Annotated in this window: 21 protein-coding genes; 9 read left to right on the forward strand and 12 right to left on the reverse strand. The window is 72.5% G+C overall.

What is annotated here, in order from left to right:
* Positions 1-49 precede the first annotated feature (49 nt).
* From AC6EH9_RS05990 to AC6EH9_RS06000, 3 genes are read right to left on the reverse strand one after another with little or no spacing between them, the layout of a single operon-like run.
* Entirely contained in the window at positions 50-901 is an 852-nt protein-coding gene (locus tag AC6EH9_RS05990; protein WP_498421528.1) for an alpha/beta fold hydrolase, read from the reverse strand.
* Between the two features lie 8 nt (positions 902-909).
* Positions 910-1065 (reverse strand): hypothetical protein, encoded by a 156-nt coding sequence (locus tag AC6EH9_RS05995; RefSeq protein WP_498421530.1) that lies wholly within the window; start codon positions 1063-1065, stop codon positions 910-912.
* A 22-nt stretch (positions 1066-1087) separates the two neighbouring features.
* A complete protein-coding gene (locus tag AC6EH9_RS06000) occupies positions 1088-1705 on the reverse strand; it encodes a TetR/AcrR family transcriptional regulator (protein ID WP_498421532.1) in 618 nt (205 codons plus the stop codon).
* Between the two features lie 107 nt (positions 1706-1812).
* On the opposite strand from AC6EH9_RS06000, the gene AC6EH9_RS06005 reads away from it, so the two are divergent.
* Together AC6EH9_RS06005 and AC6EH9_RS06010 are read left to right on the forward strand one after the other, a co-directional pair.
* The gene (locus AC6EH9_RS06005; protein WP_498421534.1) at positions 1813-3150 is read left to right on the forward strand and encodes a cytochrome P450; all 1338 of its coding nucleotides are present in this window, start codon (positions 1813-1815) and stop codon (positions 3148-3150) included.
* Between the two features lie 29 nt (positions 3151-3179).
* On the forward strand, positions 3180-4031 hold the full coding sequence (locus AC6EH9_RS06010) for an SDR family oxidoreductase (protein WP_498421536.1): 852 nt from the start codon (positions 3180-3182) through the stop codon (positions 4029-4031).
* Between the two features lie 30 nt (positions 4032-4061).
* Here the strand turns inward: AC6EH9_RS06010 and AC6EH9_RS06015 are convergent, their stop codons facing one another.
* The 4 genes from AC6EH9_RS06015 to AC6EH9_RS06030 form a co-directional block, all read right to left on the reverse strand.
* Positions 4062-4607, reverse strand: a complete 546-nt coding sequence (locus AC6EH9_RS06015) for an AMIN-like domain-containing (lipo)protein (RefSeq protein ID WP_498421538.1) — start codon at positions 4605-4607, stop codon at positions 4062-4064.
* A gap of 85 nt (positions 4608-4692) precedes the next feature.
* A complete protein-coding gene (locus AC6EH9_RS06020; protein WP_498421540.1) occupies positions 4693-6024 on the reverse strand; it encodes an NtaA/DmoA family FMN-dependent monooxygenase in 1332 nt (443 codons plus the stop codon).
* 109 nt (positions 6025-6133) lie between these two features.
* Positions 6134-6847 (reverse strand): NADPH-dependent F420 reductase, encoded by a 714-nt coding sequence (locus tag AC6EH9_RS06025; protein ID WP_498421542.1) that lies wholly within the window; start codon positions 6845-6847, stop codon positions 6134-6136.
* 192 nt (positions 6848-7039) lie between these two features.
* On the reverse strand, positions 7040-7456 hold the full coding sequence (locus tag AC6EH9_RS06030; protein WP_498421544.1) for a MerR family transcriptional regulator: 417 nt from the start codon (positions 7454-7456) through the stop codon (positions 7040-7042).
* 87 nt (positions 7457-7543) lie between these two features.
* On the opposite strand from AC6EH9_RS06030, the gene AC6EH9_RS06035 reads away from it, so the two are divergent.
* On the forward strand, positions 7544-7741 hold the full coding sequence (locus AC6EH9_RS06035; RefSeq protein WP_498421546.1) for a DUF5708 family protein: 198 nt from the start codon (positions 7544-7546) through the stop codon (positions 7739-7741).
* A complete protein-coding gene (locus tag AC6EH9_RS06040) occupies positions 7741-8289 on the forward strand; it encodes a TetR/AcrR family transcriptional regulator (RefSeq protein WP_498421548.1) in 549 nt (182 codons plus the stop codon). The genes AC6EH9_RS06035 and AC6EH9_RS06040 overlap by 1 nt, the downstream gene beginning before the upstream one ends.
* A 7-nt stretch (positions 8290-8296) precedes the next feature.
* Here AC6EH9_RS06040 and AC6EH9_RS06045 read toward each other — a convergent pair whose 3' ends face one another.
* The 3 genes from AC6EH9_RS06045 to AC6EH9_RS06055 form a co-directional block, all read right to left on the reverse strand.
* Complete coding sequence (locus tag AC6EH9_RS06045) at positions 8297-8890, reverse strand: lysoplasmalogenase family protein (RefSeq protein WP_498421550.1); 594 nt, start codon at positions 8888-8890, stop codon at positions 8297-8299.
* Between the two features lie 10 nt (positions 8891-8900).
* Positions 8901-10295, reverse strand: coding sequence for an HNH endonuclease (locus AC6EH9_RS06050; RefSeq protein ID WP_498421552.1), 1395 nt, complete (start codon positions 10293-10295; stop codon positions 8901-8903).
* 85 nt (positions 10296-10380) lie between these two features.
* On the reverse strand, positions 10381-11415 hold the full coding sequence (locus AC6EH9_RS06055; protein ID WP_498421554.1) for an FUSC family protein: 1035 nt from the start codon (positions 11413-11415) through the stop codon (positions 10381-10383).
* Between the two features lie 18 nt (positions 11416-11433).
* Between AC6EH9_RS06055 and AC6EH9_RS06060 the strand changes: the two genes are divergently transcribed.
* Entirely contained in the window at positions 11434-12240 is an 807-nt protein-coding gene (locus tag AC6EH9_RS06060; protein ID WP_498421556.1) for a thioesterase family protein, read from the forward strand.
* Here the strand turns inward: AC6EH9_RS06060 and AC6EH9_RS06065 are convergent.
* On the reverse strand, positions 12225-13295 hold the full coding sequence (locus tag AC6EH9_RS06065; protein WP_498421558.1) for a hypothetical protein: 1071 nt from the start codon (positions 13293-13295) through the stop codon (positions 12225-12227). The genes AC6EH9_RS06060 and AC6EH9_RS06065 overlap by 16 nt on opposite strands.
* Positions 13296-13350: 55 nt before the next feature.
* On the opposite strand from AC6EH9_RS06065, the gene AC6EH9_RS06070 reads away from it, so the two are divergent.
* Genes AC6EH9_RS06070 through AC6EH9_RS06085 form a run of 4 tightly spaced genes read left to right on the forward strand, consistent with a single transcriptional unit; the run spans position 13351 to position 17160 of the window.
* Positions 13351-14049 carry a (deoxy)nucleoside triphosphate pyrophosphohydrolase gene (locus AC6EH9_RS06070; protein WP_498421560.1) on the forward strand — a complete coding sequence of 233 codons (699 nt, stop codon included), beginning with the start codon at positions 13351-13353 and terminating at the stop codon, positions 14047-14049.
* A gap of 10 nt (positions 14050-14059) precedes the next feature.
* Positions 14060-14974, forward strand: a complete 915-nt coding sequence (mshB, locus tag AC6EH9_RS06075; protein ID WP_498421562.1) for an N-acetyl-1-D-myo-inositol-2-amino-2-deoxy-alpha-D-glucopyranoside deacetylase — start codon at positions 14060-14062, stop codon at positions 14972-14974.
* Positions 14975-14976: 2 nt separating this feature from the next.
* On the forward strand, positions 14977-15315 hold the full coding sequence (locus AC6EH9_RS06080) for a hypothetical protein (protein ID WP_498421564.1): 339 nt from the start codon (positions 14977-14979) through the stop codon (positions 15313-15315).
* A 9-nt stretch (positions 15316-15324) separates the two neighbouring features.
* Positions 15325-17160: a VanW family protein gene (locus AC6EH9_RS06085; RefSeq protein ID WP_498421566.1), complete on the forward strand. Its 1836-nt coding sequence runs from the start codon at positions 15325-15327 to the stop codon at positions 17158-17160.
* Here AC6EH9_RS06085 and AC6EH9_RS06090 read toward each other — a convergent pair.
* The gene (locus AC6EH9_RS06090; RefSeq protein WP_498421568.1) at positions 17142-18140 is read right to left on the reverse strand and encodes a GNAT family N-acetyltransferase; all 999 of its coding nucleotides are present in this window, start codon (positions 18138-18140) and stop codon (positions 17142-17144) included. The genes AC6EH9_RS06085 and AC6EH9_RS06090 overlap by 19 nt on opposite strands.
* Between the last annotated feature and the right edge of the window lie 49 nt (positions 18141-18189).

Genomic DNA, 18189 nt, shown 5'->3' on the forward strand with positions numbered 1-18189 from the left:
GCCTGCCCCGAGCGGGCCGGTCCGCCACACGGTGCCGTATGGGCCTGCCTCAGGTAAAGCGGGTCAGGATCGCCTGGGCCAGCTCCTCGGGGGCCTCTTCGGGGATCCAGTGGCTGACGCCGGGCAGCTCCACGAAACGGTAGTCACCGGTCACGAAGTCGCCGCAGGCCTCGGCCGGCGCGCGCCCGATCGCCCAGTCCTGGTCGCTCCAGACCATGGTCGTGGGCACCGACACGGCGGGCAGCTCGGAGAGGTCGGAGCGCATCGCGCGGTACCAGTCCAGCGCCGCGGTCAGGGCGCCCGGCTCCTGGAGGTGGCGCACGTAGGAGTCCTGGAGCTCCTGAGGCACGGCCGCGCCGTACATCGCCCGGATCCGGCGGCCGTCGTCCTCGCTGAGCAGCTCCTCGGCACGGCCGCGCTTGCGGAAGACCTGGATGTACGACGCCCGCTCGCGCTGGTCGGGGTCGTCGCGCAGCGCCGTGCCGTACGCCGCGAGGTGGGGCACCGAGACCGCGGTCAGCGTCTCGAGGCGCTCGCCGTGCCAGGCGGCCACGCACCAGGCGACCGCGGAGCCCCAGTCGTGCCCGACGAGGTGGAAGCGGTCCAGGCCGAGCGCGTCGGCCAGACCGACCACGTCGGCGGAGAGCAGGTCGGTGGTGTAGGAGTCCGCGCCCTCGGGGCGGGCGCCGGGGGAGTAGCCGCGCTGGTCGGGGGCGATCACCCGCAGACCGGCCTCGACCAGCCGTGCGGCGACCTGGGTCCAGGAGCGCGAGGTCACCGGGAAGCCGTGCAGCAGCATCACCGCCGGGGCGTCCTCGGGTCCGGCGAGGCGGACGTCGAAGGTCAGCTCACCGACGCGCACCGGCACGGTCGAGCCGAAAGCCCGACCGGCCGGTGCCACGGGAATGCTCAGTGTCGGCGGTCTGCGCCGGGGGTGCCGCCACCCTTGCGGGAGCGGACCTTGTCGACGGCGGTCTTGATCCGGGCCTGGTTCGCGGGCTTGCGGGCCTCGTCGTAGACCTTCTTGGCGATGCCCAGGGCGGCGACGTTTCTCATCATCTTCATGGACCCACGGTACCCACGCGGCCTAGCGGCACGCGGTCGCAGTGAAGGCGCGTGTGGCCGCCTCGACGATGTCGCCCGGGGAGGCCTCCAGGCGCCCCTCCAGCCAGGTCGTGACCAGCTCGGCGACACCGCCGATGAACATCAGTCCGGCCATCTCACCCGCCTCGTCGGCCCAGGCGGTGGGGCCGTAGAGGGCGCGCGCCTCCCGGGCGGCGAGCTGGGCGAACTGGCGCAGCAGCTCGTTGCGGCGCGGGCGCAGCGCCGGCAGCGCGGCGGAGGCCACCATCGCGACGTGCCCCTTGCGCGGGTCGGCGGTGAGGATCTCGACGAAGGTGCTGATGGCGACCCGGATCCGCTGGGTCGGCTCACCGTCGGCGGACTCCAGCGCGGCGAGGCTGCGCTCGGCGATCTCGTCGGCGATCTGCTCCATCACCGCGGTCAGCGCGGCGTCGAGGTTGGTGAAGTGCTCGTAGAAGTAGCGCTCGGTGAGGCCGGCCTCGGCGCAGACCCGGGTCATCGTCACCGCGGGCCCGTCGCGGCGTCCCCAGACCTCGAGCGTCGCCTCGAGTAGACGCCGGCGGCGATCGGCGGATCGCTCGGCGGCGCTGACTCCGCGGTACTGCCCCTCCTTGACGGCCATGACACAGATATTGACAGACAGCCCTGTCTGAATCAAAGTGGAGGTCGGATGTCGTCTGCGTCACACGCCTGCAACACACCTATGCCGCGCCCTCGGGAGGCCGCCCCATGACCGTCACCACCCCACCCACCAGCCGGGAGCTGGGGCGTCCGCGCTTCGGCTGGCCGCTGATCGGCGAGAGCCCGTCGTACGCCCGGGACCCGATCGCGATGTTCCGACGGCACTGGGAGGCCGACGGCCCGGTCTCGGCGATGGGCTTCGTGGGGGAGCCGTGGGTGATGCTGCTCGGCCCCGACGCCTGCGAGAGCGCGCTGCGCAACGCCGACAAGGCGTTCGCCAACGGGCCGGCGTGGACGTTCCTGGTCGGGCCGTTCTTCCAGCGCGGGCTGATGCTGCTCGACTTCGAGGAGCACCACCTGCACCGGCGGATCATGCAGCAGGCATTCACCCGCGACCGGCTGAGCGGCTACACCGCCGGCATGCACCCGGTGATCGCCGAGGGCGTGGGGCGCTGGCAGGCCGGCGAGGGCTTCCGGGCCTACCCGGCGCTCAAGCAGCTGACCCTCGACATCGCCGCCGAGACGTTCATGGGCGGGGCCGAGCACACCACGCCCGAGGAGATGGACCGGATCAACCGGGCGTTCATCGACTGTGTGCAGACCGCGGCGGCGCTGATCCGCAAGGACGTCCCGTTCACCCGCTGGCGCCGGGGGATGAAGGGGCGCCGGGTGCTCGAGGAGTTCCTGCGCGGCTACCTGCCGGCGCGCCGGGCGACCCGCACCGACGACCTGCTCTCGGTGCTGTGCCACCTCGAGACCGAGGAGGGCGAGCGGTTCAGCGACGACGACGTCGTCAACCACATGATCTTCCTGATGATGGCGGCGCACGACACCTCCACCATCACCCTCTCCACGATGCTGCAGCACCTCGGCCAGCATCCGCAGTGGCAGGAGCGCTGCCGCGCCGAGTCCGAGGCGCTGGGCCCGGCCCCCACCCTGGCCGAGCTGGAGCAGCTGACCTCGCTGGACCTGGTGATGAAGGAGTGCCTGCGCCTGGTCGCGCCGGTGCCCGTGGTCGTGCGGCGCACGGTGAAGGAGACCGAGGTGCTCGGCGTGCGGATCCCGCAGGGGCGCTACGTGGCGCTGGCCCCGCAGTTCAGCCACCTGATGGAGGAGTACTGGACGTCGCCGGAGACCTTCGACCCCGAGCGCTTCGCCGAGCCGCGCCGTGAGGACAAGTCGCACCGTTACGCCTGGCAGCCGTTCGGCGGCGGGGTGCACAAGTGCCTGGGCCTGCACTTCGCCGGCGCCGAGGTCAAGGCCGTGCTGCACCACCTGCTGCGCGAGTTCACCTGGTCGGTGGACCCCGGCTACCGCGCCCCGATGAACCACCACTCGCTGCCGTTCCCCAAGGACGGGCAGCCGATCGACCTCGTCCGCCGCTGAGCCCCACCCCCCAGAGAGCAGGAACCCTGATGAAGATCCCCGTGTCGAAGACCCCGCCCCGCAGCCTGAACGGCACCCGTGTCGTGATCACCGGAGCCGGGCGCGGCATCGGCCTGGCCACCGCCCACCGGTTCACCGCCGCGGGGGCCCGGGTGGTGATCGGCGACCTCGACGACGACGTCGCGGCCAAGGCGGCGGCCGAGGTCGGGGGAGGGGCACTCGGGCACGTGGTCGACGTCGCCGACCGCGCGTCGTACGCCGCCTTCATCGGCTACGCCGCCGCGCAGGGGCCCATCGACATCCTGGTGAACAACGCCGGCATCATGCCGCTCTCGCCGCTGGTGGAGGAGAGCGACGAGTCCACCGACCGGATCATCGACATCAACCTGCGTGGCGTGATCACCGGCACCAAGCTGGTGGCGCCGGGGATGATCGAGCGGCGCCGCGGCCACGTCATCAACGTGGCCTCCGCTGTGGGCCGGATCGGGGTGGCCAACGGCGCCACCTACAGCGCCAGCAAGTACGCCGTGGTCGGCTTCACCGAGGCGATGGCGGCCGAGCTCGCCCCCAGCGGCGTCGACGTCTCCTGCATCCTGCCCACCGTCGTGGCGACCGAGCTGGCCGCCGGCGTCTCCGCGGCGCGCGGGATGAAGCCGGTCAAGCCCGAGGAGGTGGCCGCGGCCATCGTCGGGGTCGCCCAGCGGCCCCGCTTCGAGACCTGGGTGCCGGCGTACGCCAAGGGCGTCTACTACTCCTCCAACACCCTGCCGCGCCGGCTGCGCGACACCCTCAGTCACGCGATGGGAGCCGACAAGGCGCTCTCCGACGTCGACCGCGCGGCCCGGGCGGAGTACGAGCGGCGGGCGGCGCACTCGCACTGAGTCGCCGGGTCATGGAGTCGCCGGCGGTGGTCACTCGAAGTCGACGACCAGGCGCGGGGGAGCGGTGAGCGCGAAGACCCGGAACGGGGTGCGGCCGCCTCGGCGCCCGATGAAGACCTGGGTGATGCCTTCGTAGGCACCGGTGGCGTGGAGGTCGACGACGTCGCCGCCGAGCCGTCTTCGAACGGGGCCGCGGCTCTCCGGCGTCAGAGTCGGCGTCCCGGAGACGTGCAGTTGCAGGATCGTGTCGCCGGCCAGGTCGACCACGTCGCCACTTCCCTCGAGCACTGCCTGGTCGACGTACCGCACGTCCCAGCCAGGGCTGCCGGTCCCGGTGAACCTCAGCACGACCCGGTCGTGACCGGAGTGGGTCACTACCGCGGCGCTCGTGAGGATCAGGTCGTAGGGGTCGCGCTGTTCGTGCAGCCGTTGATCGGCACCGGGGATCTCCGAGGACCGCGGGGACGACCCGGGCGAGGCTCCCTCCGTCGCGGCCAAGTCTTCGGCGTCGCCGCCGCACGACGTCACAAGCGCGAGCGAGACGACCACGCTGGACAGCGCCACCAGAACTCTCATGCCCGGTGAGACGCCCGAGGTCGACGAGCGGTTGTCCGCCGCAAGTGCGCGGCGGCTGCACAAAGTTGTCGCTCCTCCGACGGCCTCAGGTTGCGGGGAGGGTGCGGGGCTCCAGGCCGTACCGATAGGGCACGCGGAGGTGTTCGCGCAGCGTCGTCCCGTTGTAGTCGTGGGGGTATAGGCCGCGGTCTCGGAGGATGGGGATGACCTCCTCGACGAAGGTGTCGATGTCGGTCTCGTTGACGTCGGGTGAGACCCAGAACCCGTCGACGGCGTCGGCCTCGAACCACTCCTGGAGGTGGTCGGCGATGACCGTGGGCGGCCCGATCGGTGTCGGGTGGTAGTCGATCACGCCGTGGGCGAGGACCTCGCGGAGCGTCCACCCCTCGCGAGCGACCTGGAGGGCCTTGGCTGACCTGGGGTCGAACGGGCTGGGGCGCGCGGCGCTCAGCTGGACGGGGGTGAGCGGCTCGTCCAGCGAAATCTCGCCGAGGGGCAGGTTGAGCATGGCGCCGAGGTGAGGGAGACGGCTCGCGAAGAGGTCCTGGTTCAGGGCGACGCGGCGTTCCACGGCGTCCTGGACTGTGCTGCCTGGGGCTGGCATGACTCCGGCGAAGTACTTGATGTCGTCGGGGTTGCGGCCTGCTTGGCGTGCTGCCTGCCGGGCGGCTTCGCGCTGGGCGCGGGCGTCGTCGATGGTGAAGGCGGCCCCGATGACGCCGTTGGCATAGCGTCCAGCAATGGTCAGGCCGTACTCGCCGCCACCGGCGGAGAAGATGACCGGCTGCCCCTGCTCGGACGGCGGGATGGGCAGCGGTCCGCGGGAGGCGACGTAGGTGCCACGCAAGTTCACGGGCTGGACCTTGTCGGTGTCGACGAAGACTCCCGTCTGTGGGTCCTTGACCCAGGCGTCCTCCTGCCAGCTGCCCCAGAGCGCTTGGACAACCTGGATGGTCTCGTGGGCGCGTGCGTAGCGCTCGGGGCGGTCGGCGATCGTCTGTCCGAAGTTGGCGGCGGCGGTGGGGTCGCTGGTGGTGACGGCGTTCCACCCGGCGCGGCCGTGGCTGATGACGTCGAGCGCCTTGAACTGGCGGGCGATGTTGTAGGGCTCGTTGAACGTCGTTGAGCCGGTGGCGACAAGGCCGATGCGTTCGGTCGAGCGGGCGATCGCGGCCAGCGTGAGCATCGGGTCGAGGGTGGCCTGAGGTACCTCGCGTTCGATCCCACGGGTGATGGCCAGGGAGTCCGGGAGGAACAGGAAGGCGAAGTTCCCGCGCTCAGCTGCCTGGGCATAGCGCACCTGGGCGTCGATGCTGGTGTAGTTGGCGGGGTCGACGCCGGCGGCGCGCCAGGCCAGGCCCTGGGAGCCGTAGCCGGTTCCCAGGTGCATGCCGAGAATCATCGTGCGGTCGGTCATGGGTGTCCTTGTCGAGGGGCAGGATCAGGCCCCCATGTCGGGTCGGGAGCGCACGCCTCGGTGGGGAATGCCGCCAGGGCATCTCGCATCTGTCGCGTGGTGGGGGTGCTCAGAAGGCGCGACCCGCCACGTCGGGGCGATGCGAGGACGCCAGATGCTCGCGAAGCCGCTGCGCGGGAAGAGGTGCGCCTTCGTCCGCCAGCCAGTCCTGGGCGAAGACGTCGAGATCAGCGACGTAGATGGTCGTGTACGCGCCCGACTCGGGCTCGAAGCGCCACGACTCGGCCAGGGAGCCGGCATCGACCGGGTCGAAGCCGAGGCTGGCGACGAGGGCAGACACCGCCCGCTTGGCCTCGGCGTCGTTGCCGGCGACGGCGAGGCCGGAGCGGTCGGGTGCGTCCGCGGGGCGTGCCAACGAGGGGATGTGGTGGGCGACGATGTTGTTGAACGCCTTGTTGACCACGGCTCCCGGCAGAAGGCTCGATTCGTACTCGGCCGTGGTCAGCGTCCCGGAGTCGAGGACCTGGATCCGACCGTCACGCGAGGGGTAGTAGTTCCCCGTCGACAGCACGATCTTCCCGACGAGCGCCTCGACTGGAAGAGCGTCGTAGGCCACCAAAGGCACAGCGAGGACGACGATCTCGCCGAACGCCGCCGCCTCGGCGGCCTCGCCCGCCCGCGCGTTCGCGCCGAGCTCGCCGACGAGGTCGGCCAGCGACTCGGGACCGCGGGAGTTCGCCAGCACCACTTCATGTCCTGCGGCGACCGCAAGGCGCGCGATCCCGGCGCCGATCGCCCCGCTGCCGATGATTCCAAGCTTCATGTCATCTCTCCTTCATGGGGTGCCCGGACGGAGTGCCCGGCGGGCGAGCGCCTCGACCGTCGCGGTCTGGCCCCTGCCCGTCGGCTCCGAGCCGGGCGCTCATCGCAGGAACATCGTCCAACCTTCACATCAATGCGAAGGTCAAGTCGTGGAGGCCTCGACGCCCTGTGGGGTGCGTCTCCAGTCGGGCGCCTAGGGCGCGGCCCGCCGTTGCGATCGGGGGCCCCGGTCCATCGCCTCGAGGTAGCGGTTCAGCGCATCGCGGTTCTGCTCGAGAAACGCGATGCGTTCCGACATGCGCTCCCGCTCACGTACCAAGAGCTCGCGCAGCTCGGGATCTGGGTCGGTGACGACTATGCCGTTCGGCTGGTCGAGGCACGGAAGCATGTCGCCGATGATGCGCGTCGGGATGCCGGAGTCGAGCAGTCCGCGCACCTTCATCACGCGGTCGACAAGGTACTCGTCGTACTCGCGGTAGCCGTTGTGGAGGCGCCGCGGCGCGATCAGGCCCTGCTCCTCGTAGTACCGAAGCAGCCGCGGAGCAACGCCGGTTCGCTTCGCCAACTCGCCGATACGCATCTCGGACCCCTTCGTCAGCATGACATGCATGTGAAGGTTAGCCCGGCTGGCGATCGCGCTCGACCGTCCATGCTATACATTCGTATTGTACGTTCGTATAGAGAAAAGGGCGCTGGTATGAGCAAGCGTGGATGGGAATTCGTTGTCGGCGCCGTCATGGTCGTCGGGGGTCTGGTTTTGTTCTTCGCGTTCCTCGACGTGGAGACTCCCGTTGTCGGTCTGCGCCAGGCCGGTCTGGTGATCGCGGTGCTCGGCGTGATCGAGCTCGCGGCGACGGGGTGGTCGCTGGTCAGGTCGAGGCAAGTGGAGTCCTGATGCCCGTCACCCGCCTACTCGACGGTGTACTGACGGTGCTCGCTGAGCAAGGGGTCGGAGCCCTGAGCGTCCGTAGTGTCGCCGTGGCGGCGGGCGTGTCGCCGGCCCAGGTGCAGTACTACTTCCGGACGAAGAGCGAGCTGGTGCGCGCAGGCTTCGACCACGCGGGGGAGCAGTTCCTCGCAGACGTGGAGGCCGCAGAGGCCACCTCGCTGATGGACGTCGTGCAGCAGTGGCTCCCGCTGGACGATCGGCGCGAGCGCCGCGCTCGCGTCTGGCTCGCCTACGCCGCCCTCTCGGCCGTCGACGCGGAGCTGGCTGCCACCTCCGCGCAGCTGGACCAGGAACTGCGTCGATGGTTCGTCGACCAGGGCCTCTCGGACCAGGCGGCCGCGCAGCTCTTCGCGATGATCGACGGCGTCACCCTCCAGTGCCTGATGCTGCCTCAGCCGGAGCGTCGCGCGCTCGTCGAGCGCACGATCGTGCCGTTCGTCGCGGGACTGCGCGCCGCCACGCCCACGCACAGCAGGACCTGGGCCGCGACGTAGGTGAGCATCACCCAGAACCCGACCGCGGGCGGGGCCAGGTCGGTGAACGCGTTGAGCGCGACAGGGCGTCGGAGACCAGGAAGACGACGCCGCCCACCGCTGCCCAGGTGTGTACGCCGGTGGCTAGGACCGCCATCGCGGACAGGCACCCGGCGTACAGCACGATCGCGGGCAGCAGCACGCCGGCCTCGCCGGCGCACAGCGCGACGAGCGCGAGCGCGACCGCGACGATCGGTACCAGCGCGAGCGGGTGCCGGCGCAGCACGCTGGCCTCCCGGTAGGGCCAGAACGCGGTGACGTAGCAGAGCTGGGCCAGGAGGAAGAAGCCCACCATCGCCAGGAAGCCGGCCTCCTCGCCGAGCAGGCGCGGCACCGCGTCGCCCAGCCAGGAGAAGCCGAGGGCGACCAGCGTCCAGGTGACCAGACGCCCCCGCGGCGCCGGCACCTGGACCGCCAGAGCCCCGGTCAGCAGCGGCATCAGCAACACCTGGGTGACGTCCGCGAGCACGTCGGCGTCGAGCAGCAGGGCGACGAGATGCACCAGGGTGACGGCCCCGAGTCCGGCGACGAGAACCCGGGCGACCGGGCGCAGGGGAGGCATGGGCGGCAGCCTAGGCGCCGAGGACCCAGTCGATCTCGAGGCTGGTGGGGCGGTGGTGGATGCGGACGTCGAGTCCGTGGGCGGCGCTGGTGGGGGGCACCGGTGGTGGTGGGGCCTTGGAGTGGTGGGTGTGGCCGGTGGGGGTGGTGACCTCGACGGTGTGGCGGGTGTGGGGCGGGCTCGTGGTGCGGTGGCGCCAGCCGGGGGCCTCTTTGGCGTAGTTGCAGGCTGCGCACAGGCCCTGGCCCTGGTCCAGGGTGGTGGTGCCGCCGTGGGAGCGGGGGGTGACGTGGTCTCCGTGCCGCACGGGCGCGTCGCAGTACGGGGTGCGGCAGGTCTCGCCGTCGCGGGCGAACAGCATCCGGCGCAGGCCGCCGGTGAACAGCTGGGCGCGGGAGTCCATCGCGACCAGCGCCCCGTCGGCGGGGTTGGCGTACAGCCGCCGGATCGCGACCTCCGCGTCGGGGTCGCCCAGCAGCGTGGCGACCACCTTGGCGGGCACGGGGCCGTAGCCGACCAGGTGCGCGGGGGTGGACTGGTCGGGGTCGAGCAGCATGTCGGCGTTCATCACCAGCTGGATCTCGATGCGCCGCGCGGTCGGGGTGGCGGGCTGGTCGAGTCGGGTGAGGAGTTCGTCGGCCATGATCTGGTCGCGGGTGCGGGTGTCGCCGCACGCCTTGAGGTGGTCGGCGTGCTCGGTGAGGGCCTGCATCGCCACGATCGCGTCCCAGGCCGGCACGTCGGCGCTGATGCGGACCATGCCGTCGCCCAGTCCGCGGTGGGTGACGCGGCGCCGGGCCCGGGCGCGGGTGGCGCGTTGGGCGGCGCCCTCGGCGTCGAGGGCGTAGGCCAGCCGCCGCGCGGCCAGCATCACCTCACGGTTCCCCATGGCGCCCAGTTGCGGGGCGAGGGTGGAGTCGAGGTGGGCGCGATCGGCGCGCGACAGGTCGGCGCTCTCGCGGGCCAGGATCTGCGCGCGGTGCTCGTTGAGGTCGCCGCGGGCCAGCGCGGCCAGCGTCTCGGGGAGGTCCTCGACCAGCGCGACCGCGAGCGTGACGTGCTCGCGGCCCGCGTGCGGGGACTCCCGGCGTGCCAGCGCGACCTCGTGGGCGACCCCGCGTCCGCACCGCTGGGCCGGGAGGCCGCGGGCGGTGTCCTCGGCGCGGCGCCGTGCCGCGAGATCCGCGGTCAGTCGGGCCTTGGCCGCGGCCGCCGCGGAGGTGAGCCGCTCCAGGCCGGCCAGCTCGTCGACCAGCGCGGCATCGCTGAGCCCCGCGGGCTCGACCGCCGCGAGGACCTCGACCCAGAACTCACCCGGGCGCTCGGCTGCCTCGGAATCCCCAGGAACAGGCGCGTCGGCAGCGTCATCGCCGCCGTTCAGCCCGTAGCCGGAGAGTTCAAACATAGAAACGATTGTAGTCAAGAGAGGTCGCGCAGGTAACCCCCGCAAGCCAATCTGTGGAGAACTTCTCGAGCAGCGTCTGCCCAGGTCAGAGGCGGTTGCGCCGAGGGCGGGTGGCCAGCCCGACCAGCACCCCGACGAGCACCCCGATCACGGTCTCCACGCCGCGGTCCCAGAGCAGCTCCCCGGTCGGCGCGGGGGAGACGAGGTGGATCATCAGCAGCGCGAGTGGGGTGATCCCGATCAGGGCGATGGCGTAGTTGCGCCCCACCCAGAGCTCGGCCCACGCCTGCATCGCCACCACCATCGCGATCAGCCAGAGGCCGTCCGCGTCGAGGGAGAGCAGCAGCGCCGCGGCCCCGAGCCCGAGGAACGTGCCGAGCACCCGGTGCGCCCCGCGCAGCACCCCAGCCGAGAGCTGCGGGGAGGCGAGCGGGACGACCGCGCTCACCATGGCCCAGTAGGGGTGCCCGATGCCCGAGGCGGTGGCGATCGTGCCGGCGATCAGCACGCCGAGGGCGTTGCGGGCGACGTGGCGCCGGGCGACCTCGGCGTACGCGCCCCGGCGCAGCGAGGTGCGCCGGGCCTGCGCGGGGCGTCGCCAGCCGTGCCAGAACGCGTGGACGTTGCCGACGAGCACCGAGAACAGCGCGGACGCGGCGGCCACGGCGGCGGCGATGCCCAGGTCGCCGGGGGAGGACGGGAGGGAGGCGCAGGCGGTGAACGCGAAGATCGGGAAGAGGGGGCCCGGCGGGTGCCAGTCCTGGGCGTCGGAGAGCAGGGAGGTGGCGCTGGCGACCAGGGCCGCAACCGGTACCGCGAGCCAGGCGCGATGCTCGGAGAGCCCGACCAGCACACCCAGCGTGCAGGCGGCGGTCAGCACGCCGGCCAGGGTCAGCTGCATCTGCGCGCGGGAGAGGTGGACGTGGTTGCGCCCATAGAGAGAGGTGAAGGCGCCGAACGCGGCGTAGATGGACCAGTCCAGGTGACCGACGGACCACAGCAGCAGCAGCGGGACCGACACCGAGACGCAGGCCCGCAACGCGACGCGGTGGGCTCCGGCGTGCGGACCGACGTGGACGAGCTGGCGGGCGTGGGTGCTGAGGGTCGATCCGGAGGTCACGGCCGCTATTCTCCGCGCATGTCTTATGAGTTCGACCGCGACACCGCAGTCACCGCCACCGGCCCCGGCGAGCACGAGGCCACCCTGTCCGCCGGCTGGTCGGTGGGCGAGGGCATCAACGGCGGCTACCTGCTGGCGATGATCGGCAACGCGCTGCGCGCCACGGTGCCCGGCAAGCCGGACCCGCTCGCGGTCAGCGCCTACTACCTGTCCGCGTCCACCGCCGGCCCGGCCGCGGTGACCACGCGGGTGCTGCGCGACGGGGGGAGCGTCGCCACGATGGCCGCGGAGCTGCACCAGGGCGACGCCGCGCGGATCAGCGCGCTGGCGACGTACGGCGACCTGTCGGCGCTGCCCGACGACGTGCGCACCACCGCGCAGCGGCCGGCGATCCCGCCGCCGGACGAGTGCGTGCCGACCACGATGTCGCCGGAGAGCATCCGCAAGTCCGCGCCGCTGATGGAGCGCTTCGACATGCGCATCGACCCGGCCCACATCGGCTGGGCGATGGGGGAGCCGTCGCGCCAGGGGGCGCTGCAGGCGTGGTTCCGCTTCCCCGACGGCCGCGAGCCCGACCCGATCTCGCTGCTGCTGGTCCTCGACGCGCTGCCGCCGGTGACCTTCGACCTCGGGATGCCCGGCTGGGCGCCGACCCTGGAGCTGACCGCGCACATCCGCGCCGTACCGGCACCCGGGTGGCTGCAGGTGCGCCACGCGACCCGCAACATGGCGGGCGGCATGTTCGAGGAGGACTGCGAGATCTGGGACTCCACCGGGCGCCTGGTGGCGCAGAGCCGTCAGCTGGCCCGTCAGCCCCGGCGGTAGCCCGCGGGCCTGGCCAGACCGCAGATCCAGCGCCGGCGGGGGTGCTCGGTGACCGTCCAGAGCAGGTCCGTGCCCGGCCACCAGGTCAGGTCCTCGGGACCCATCGGGGTCGCCCACCGACGCCGGCGCAACGCACCGGGCTTGCCGACGTAGAGCGAGCCCAGGGTCCACGGGCCGTGCGACGCGGTCGCGTAGAGACCTCCGGGAGCCCGCACGGCGCCCTGCATCCCGGCCACGCCCGACGACTCGATGCTGAGCAGCCGGGTCACCTCCTGCTCGTCCGGCGCGGGCAGAAACCCCTCGCCGAGCGGGAAGCGGGCCAGCCGCCGGGTCTGCTTGCGCCGGCCGTACTCGCCGACCACCAGCTCCGGGGGCGAGGCGCCGCGGTCCAGCGAGAGGAACGAGTAGCGCAGCCGGTCCAGGCCCTCGGCGGTCTCGGCGCGGTGGGTGAACCGCAGCGGCAGCACGTAGCGGTAGCCCAGCGACTCGCCCGCGTGCTCGTCGGGCACCCGCAGGATGTCGTCCAGGTGGAAGGTGTGGAACCCGGTCGCGGTCGCCGCCACGTGCAGCCACGGACCCGCCCAGACGATCCCGCCCGCGTGCATCTGCAGCGGGGCGCAGCGCGCCTGCGGTCCCTCCAGGGACGGCGTCACCAGCAGCACGTGGCGGTAGCGCCGGGTCCGCGGGTCGAAGAAGCTCACCCGGGAGCCGTGCTTCTCGCCGTCGACCTCCTTGGCGTACCAGGTGGTCACGAACAGCCGGCGCGGCTCGCCGTCCGTGCCGGTGTAGTGGCCCGACTCGTGCGCGTCGCCCGAGGAGGAGATGCCCTGGGGCCACCAGCGCGGGTCGCGCCGGTCGTGGGCGTCCCAGGTGAAGGCGCGGCGTACGGCGCGCCCCGGCGCCCAGGTGCGGCGCCCGCGCCGGTTCAGGTCGCTCAGCACCGCGTCCAGGCCCACCCGCCCGCCGTAGCGCCGGGCCAGCGCGTCGATCTCGGCGGTGTGGTCGCGGCCGCGGCGCAGCGTGAGCCCGTCGGCGTCGGTGGGGGTCTCGGGCATGGCCGACACGGTAGCCACCGGGTCGTGAGCCCGCACCACCGGCGATGATGAGGCGGTGAGCTCACGCATGCGCGTCGTCGGTGCGGCCATCGTCCGCGATGGCCGGGTGCTCGCCGCCCGCCGTACCGCCCCCGCCGCGGCGGCCGGGCGCTGGGAGTTCCCCGGCGGCAAGGTCGAGCCCGGCGAGAGCCCCGACGACGCGATCCGGCGCGAGATCGCCGAGGAGCTCGCCTGCCCGGTCCGCGTCGTCGGCTGGCTCGCCGGGCTGGTCCCGATCGGCGAGACCCACGAGCTCGCCGTCGCGCTCGTCGAGCTCGTCGCGGGGGAGCCCGTGCCGTCCGAGCACGACGCGGTGCGCTGGTTGAGGGCCGAGGAGCTGGGCGACGTGGACTGGCTGGAGCCGGATCGGCCCTTCCTGTCCGAGCTCGCCCGGGTACTGCGCGACGCCGCTGGGGATCGGGGAGAATCGGTGTCCGTGAGAGGCATCTTCTTCGACGAGGACGACGCCCGGGCCGCGGCCCGGGCCCTGGCGCGCGCCGGCTATGGCGCCGAGGTGACGCGGGAGCGGCTGGCCGGCGAGGACGACGACGAGGATCACCCCTGGGCCGTGCTCAGCGACGCCCCCGAGCCGCAGCTCGAGCTGGTCGTCGACGAGTACGAGGGGTGGCTGGACCGGGGCCCCGAGGCCCCCGTGGTGCGGCTCGCGCCGGTCGAGCTGCCCGACGCCCCGAAGCGGGTCAAGCGGCCGGACTAGGGTGGGGCGCATGACGCAGACTCCCGACCAGCGCCTGCTGCTGGTGCACGCCCACCCCGACGACGAGTCCATCGGCCAGGGGGCCACGATGGCCAAGTACGTCGCCGAGGGGCGCGGCGTCACGCTGGTCACCTGCACCGGCGGCGAGATGGGCGAGATCCTGGTCCCCGAGCTCGAGCACCTCGGCGCCGACCGCGACGACACCCTCGGCGAGCACCGCAAGGGCGAGCTCGCCGCCGCGATGGCCGCGCTGGGGGTCACCGACCACCGCTACCTGGGCGGGTTCGGGCGCTACCGCGACTCCGGGATGAAGTGGCACGAGGACGGCCATGCCATCCCCGCCGACGACATCCACGCCAACGCCTTCTGGGCCGCCGACCTCACCGAGGCCGCCGACGAGCTGGTCAAGGTGATCCGCGAGGTGCGCCCGCAGGTGCTGGTCACCTACGACCAGTTCGGCGGCTACGGCCACCCCGACCACATCCAGGCCCACCGGGTCGCGATGTACGCCGCCCAGCTCGCGGCCGTGCCGTCGTACAAGCTGGAGCTGGGGGAGCCGTGGGAGATCGCCAAGATCTACTGGGGCGCGATGTCGGAGAGCCGGATGCGCGCCGGGCTGCGCGCCCTGCGCGACGCCGGGGACACCGCCAGCTTCGAGGGGATGGACCCCGACGGGCCGCTCCCGCACTTCGTCACCCCCGACTCCCAGCTCGCCGCCGTCGTCGACGGCACCGAGTACTTCGACAAGAAGATGGCCGCGCTCAAGGCGCACGCCACCCAGATCACGGTGGACGGCCCGTTCTTCGCGCTCTCCAACAACGTCGGCAACGAGGCCTGGGGCCTGGAGTTCTACCGGATCGCGAAGGGCACCCGCGGTGAGCTGAACGAGGACGGGCTGGAGACCGACCTCTTCGCCGGACTCTGAGGGTGGAGGCCCTCGCCCGGTCCGGGCTGGCGCTGCTCGCCCTGCTCGCCGGGACCCTGACCAGCCTGTCGCTGGTCGCCCTGCACGGGCGCTGGTGGGGGATGGCCCTCGGCCTCGCCGCCACCACCGCCGCCCTGGTCGCCACCCCACGGGTGTGGTGGGGCCGGCCGGCGTTCTGCCTGGGCTGGATCGCGGTGATCGCACTCGTGCTGCCCGGGCGGCCCGAGGGCGACTACGCGCTGGCGGCGAGCCCGTCGGGCTACCTGGTGCTGTTCAGCGCCCTGGTGGTCCTGGTGTGGGGGCTCGCGACGATGCCGCGTCGGGCTACGCCACCCGCCTAGTATGGCGCCGTGACTTCTGATGCTTCCCCGACCGCGCGCGAGAGCAAGGGGGGACGGGTCGTCGTCCTCCTGCTGCTCGGGCTGGTCCTGCTTTTCGGTGCACTCTACGCCGCGGCCTACGCCTTCGCCGGTGCCGACGTCCCCCGCGGCACCACGGTGTCGGGAGTCGAGATCGGCGGCATGAGCCGCGCGGAGGCCCGCGCCGAGCTCGAGGAGCACCTTGGCGAGCGCGCCCGCCGCTCGATGACCCTCGAGGTCGACGGGCGCACCCAGCAGGTCAGCCCGGACAAGGCCGGCCTGTCCCTCGACGTGGACGCCTCGGTCGAGGCCGCCGGCGCCGAGCGCAGCTGGTCGCCGCGCCGACTGTGGGAGTACTACACCGGCGGCGACGCGCTCGACGCCGTGGTGAGCACCGACGACGACGCCCTGGCCCGGGTCGTGACGCGGCTGGACAAGGGCGTCGGCACGCCTCCGGTCGAGGGCGCGATCGCGTTCAAGGCAGGCAAGGTCAAGGTCACCGAGCCCGTCGTCGGCGAGGGCGTCGACCCCGACGAGGCCCGCGACGCCCTGGTCGCGGCGTACCTGTCCATCGACGGGCGCGCCGAGCTGGACCTGCAGCCGGCCCAGCCCGAGATCGACGCCGACGACCTGCAGGAGGCGCTCGACGGGTTCGCGAACCCGGCCGTCTCGGCGCCGATCACGCTGGTCTTCGACGCCACCCGGGTCACCCTGCGCCCCGTCGACATCGGCCGCGTCGTCACGATGGTCGCCGAGGACGGCGAGCTGGTGCCCGAGCTCGACGAGAAGCGCCTCACCGCCCGCGTCGACCGCCAGATCGGCGACGCCGGTGCGCCCGTGGACGCGCGCGTGGAGCTGGTCAACGGCAAGCCGAAGGTGATCCAGGGCAAGCCCGGGATCGACTACGACCCCGCCGACATCAGCGACGCCTTCCTCGAGACCGCGGTCGCGGCCTCGGGCAAGCGCGAGATCGCGGTCGAGGCCAAGGTCGCCGAGCCCGAGTTCACCACCCAGGACGCCCGTGACCTGAAGATCACCGAAGAGGTCTCCTCGTTCACCACGTACTACCCCTACGCGGAGTACCGCAACATCAACATCGGCCGGGCCGCGGAGCTCATCGACGGCACCGTGCTCGAGCCCGGGGAGACGTTCTCGCTCAACGACACGGTGGGGGAGCGGACCCGCGAGAACGGCTTCACCGAGGGCTTCATGATCAGCAACGGGATCTTCAAGGAGGACCTCGGCGGCGGCGTCTCGCAGATGGCGACCACGCTGTTCAACGCGATGTTCTTCGCCGGTCTCGAGGACGTCGAGCACAAGCCGCACTCGTTCTACATCGACCGCTACCCGGTCGGGCGCGAGGCGACCGTGGCCTGGGGCTCGGTCGACCTGCGGTTCAAGAACGACACCCCCTACGGCGTGCTGATCAGCGCGAAGGTGTCCCCGGCCAGCTCGGCCGGCCAGGGCGCGGTCACCGTCAGCATGTGGTCGACGAAGGTCTGGGACGTCTCGTCGGTGACCGGGGAGCGGCACAACTTCACCCAGCCGCAGACCCGGACGATGACCACCCCCGACTGCTACCCCAACAGCGGGTACGGCGGCTTCGACATCGACGTCACCCGGATCTTCAAGAAGCCCGGCTCCTCGGCCGTCGAGCGGCGCGAGGTCTTCTCGACCACCTACACGCCCTCGGACTCGGTGATCTGCCAGGACCCCGAGCCGGAGCCCAAGCCGAAGCCGAAGCCCAAGCCGAACGCGAAGCCCAGCACCGAGCCCGCGGCCGAGCCGGCCGGGCGTCAGGCGGGGCGTCAGGCCGGGGTGAGGTAGCGCGCGGCGTGGTGGCGCACCAGCCCCAGCGCGCCGTAGAGCGCCACCGCGGCTGAGTTGTCGGGCTCCACGTGCAGCCACACGGTGCCGGCGCCGGACTCGCCGGCCCAGTCGAAGAGCTCGTCGAGCACCAGCCCGGCCAGGCCGCGGCGCCGGTGCCCGGGCTCGACCTCCAGCGCGTGCAGCCCCAGCCAGTCGCCGTGCAGGGTGCCGCGGCCGACGGCGACCAGGGCGTCGCCGTCGTGGGCCTGGACCAGGGCGTGGTCGCCGTCGGCGGTCAGCTCTGTCTGGAACCGGGGGCCTGGAGAGGAGGAGCGCCGGGAGGAGGCGCGTCGGGAGCGCCTGGCCTTGGCTAGCGAGCCGACCCAGAACTCCGAGTCCCCGTGGCCCAGCGGACGCCAGCCGCGGTCGAGGAACGCGCGCTCGGCCTCGCTGCCGACCTCCACCTGGGCCAGCGGCTCGCGGCCGTGCTCGGAGTAGAAGGCGCCCACCGCGGCGACCGCCTCGTCGTACGACGTGCCGGGCTCGCCCATCGCCAGGCACGAGTTGGCCCGCTTCAGCGGCCGCCCGCGCGGCGCCGGGTCCAGGCGCAGCACCCACTCGCCGCCGTCGGCCACCGCGACGCGCTCCAGGCCCGGCCACAGGGCCAGGGTGTGCTCCTCGCAGGCGCGCGCCGAGAGCCGGTGGTGCACCGAGGGGCGCGGCGGCACCGGCTTGCCCGAGACGATGTCGGCGATCGCGATCCGCACCGCGACGCCGTCCTCGCGGCGTACCACCACCTCGCCGGAGCCCCAGGACTCTGCCGTGCCGAGCACGTCGGTCATCGCCGGGCCGCCGGTGGGCCCGCTCTCGCCGCGGACCAGGCGCCGGATCACCACCCGCTGCCCGACCACGTGCGGGCCGAGCAGGTGCTCGCCGGTGGCGGGCTGGTCGGGGCCCCGTTCGGTATCAGGAATGCCGGGTTCCGAGTGATCAGGCATGGGGGGATACTAGGGTTTGCCGAGCATCCGCTCTCGCAAGTGCTCTCAG

The organism is Nocardioides sp. Z21_20 (assembly GCF_059766585.1).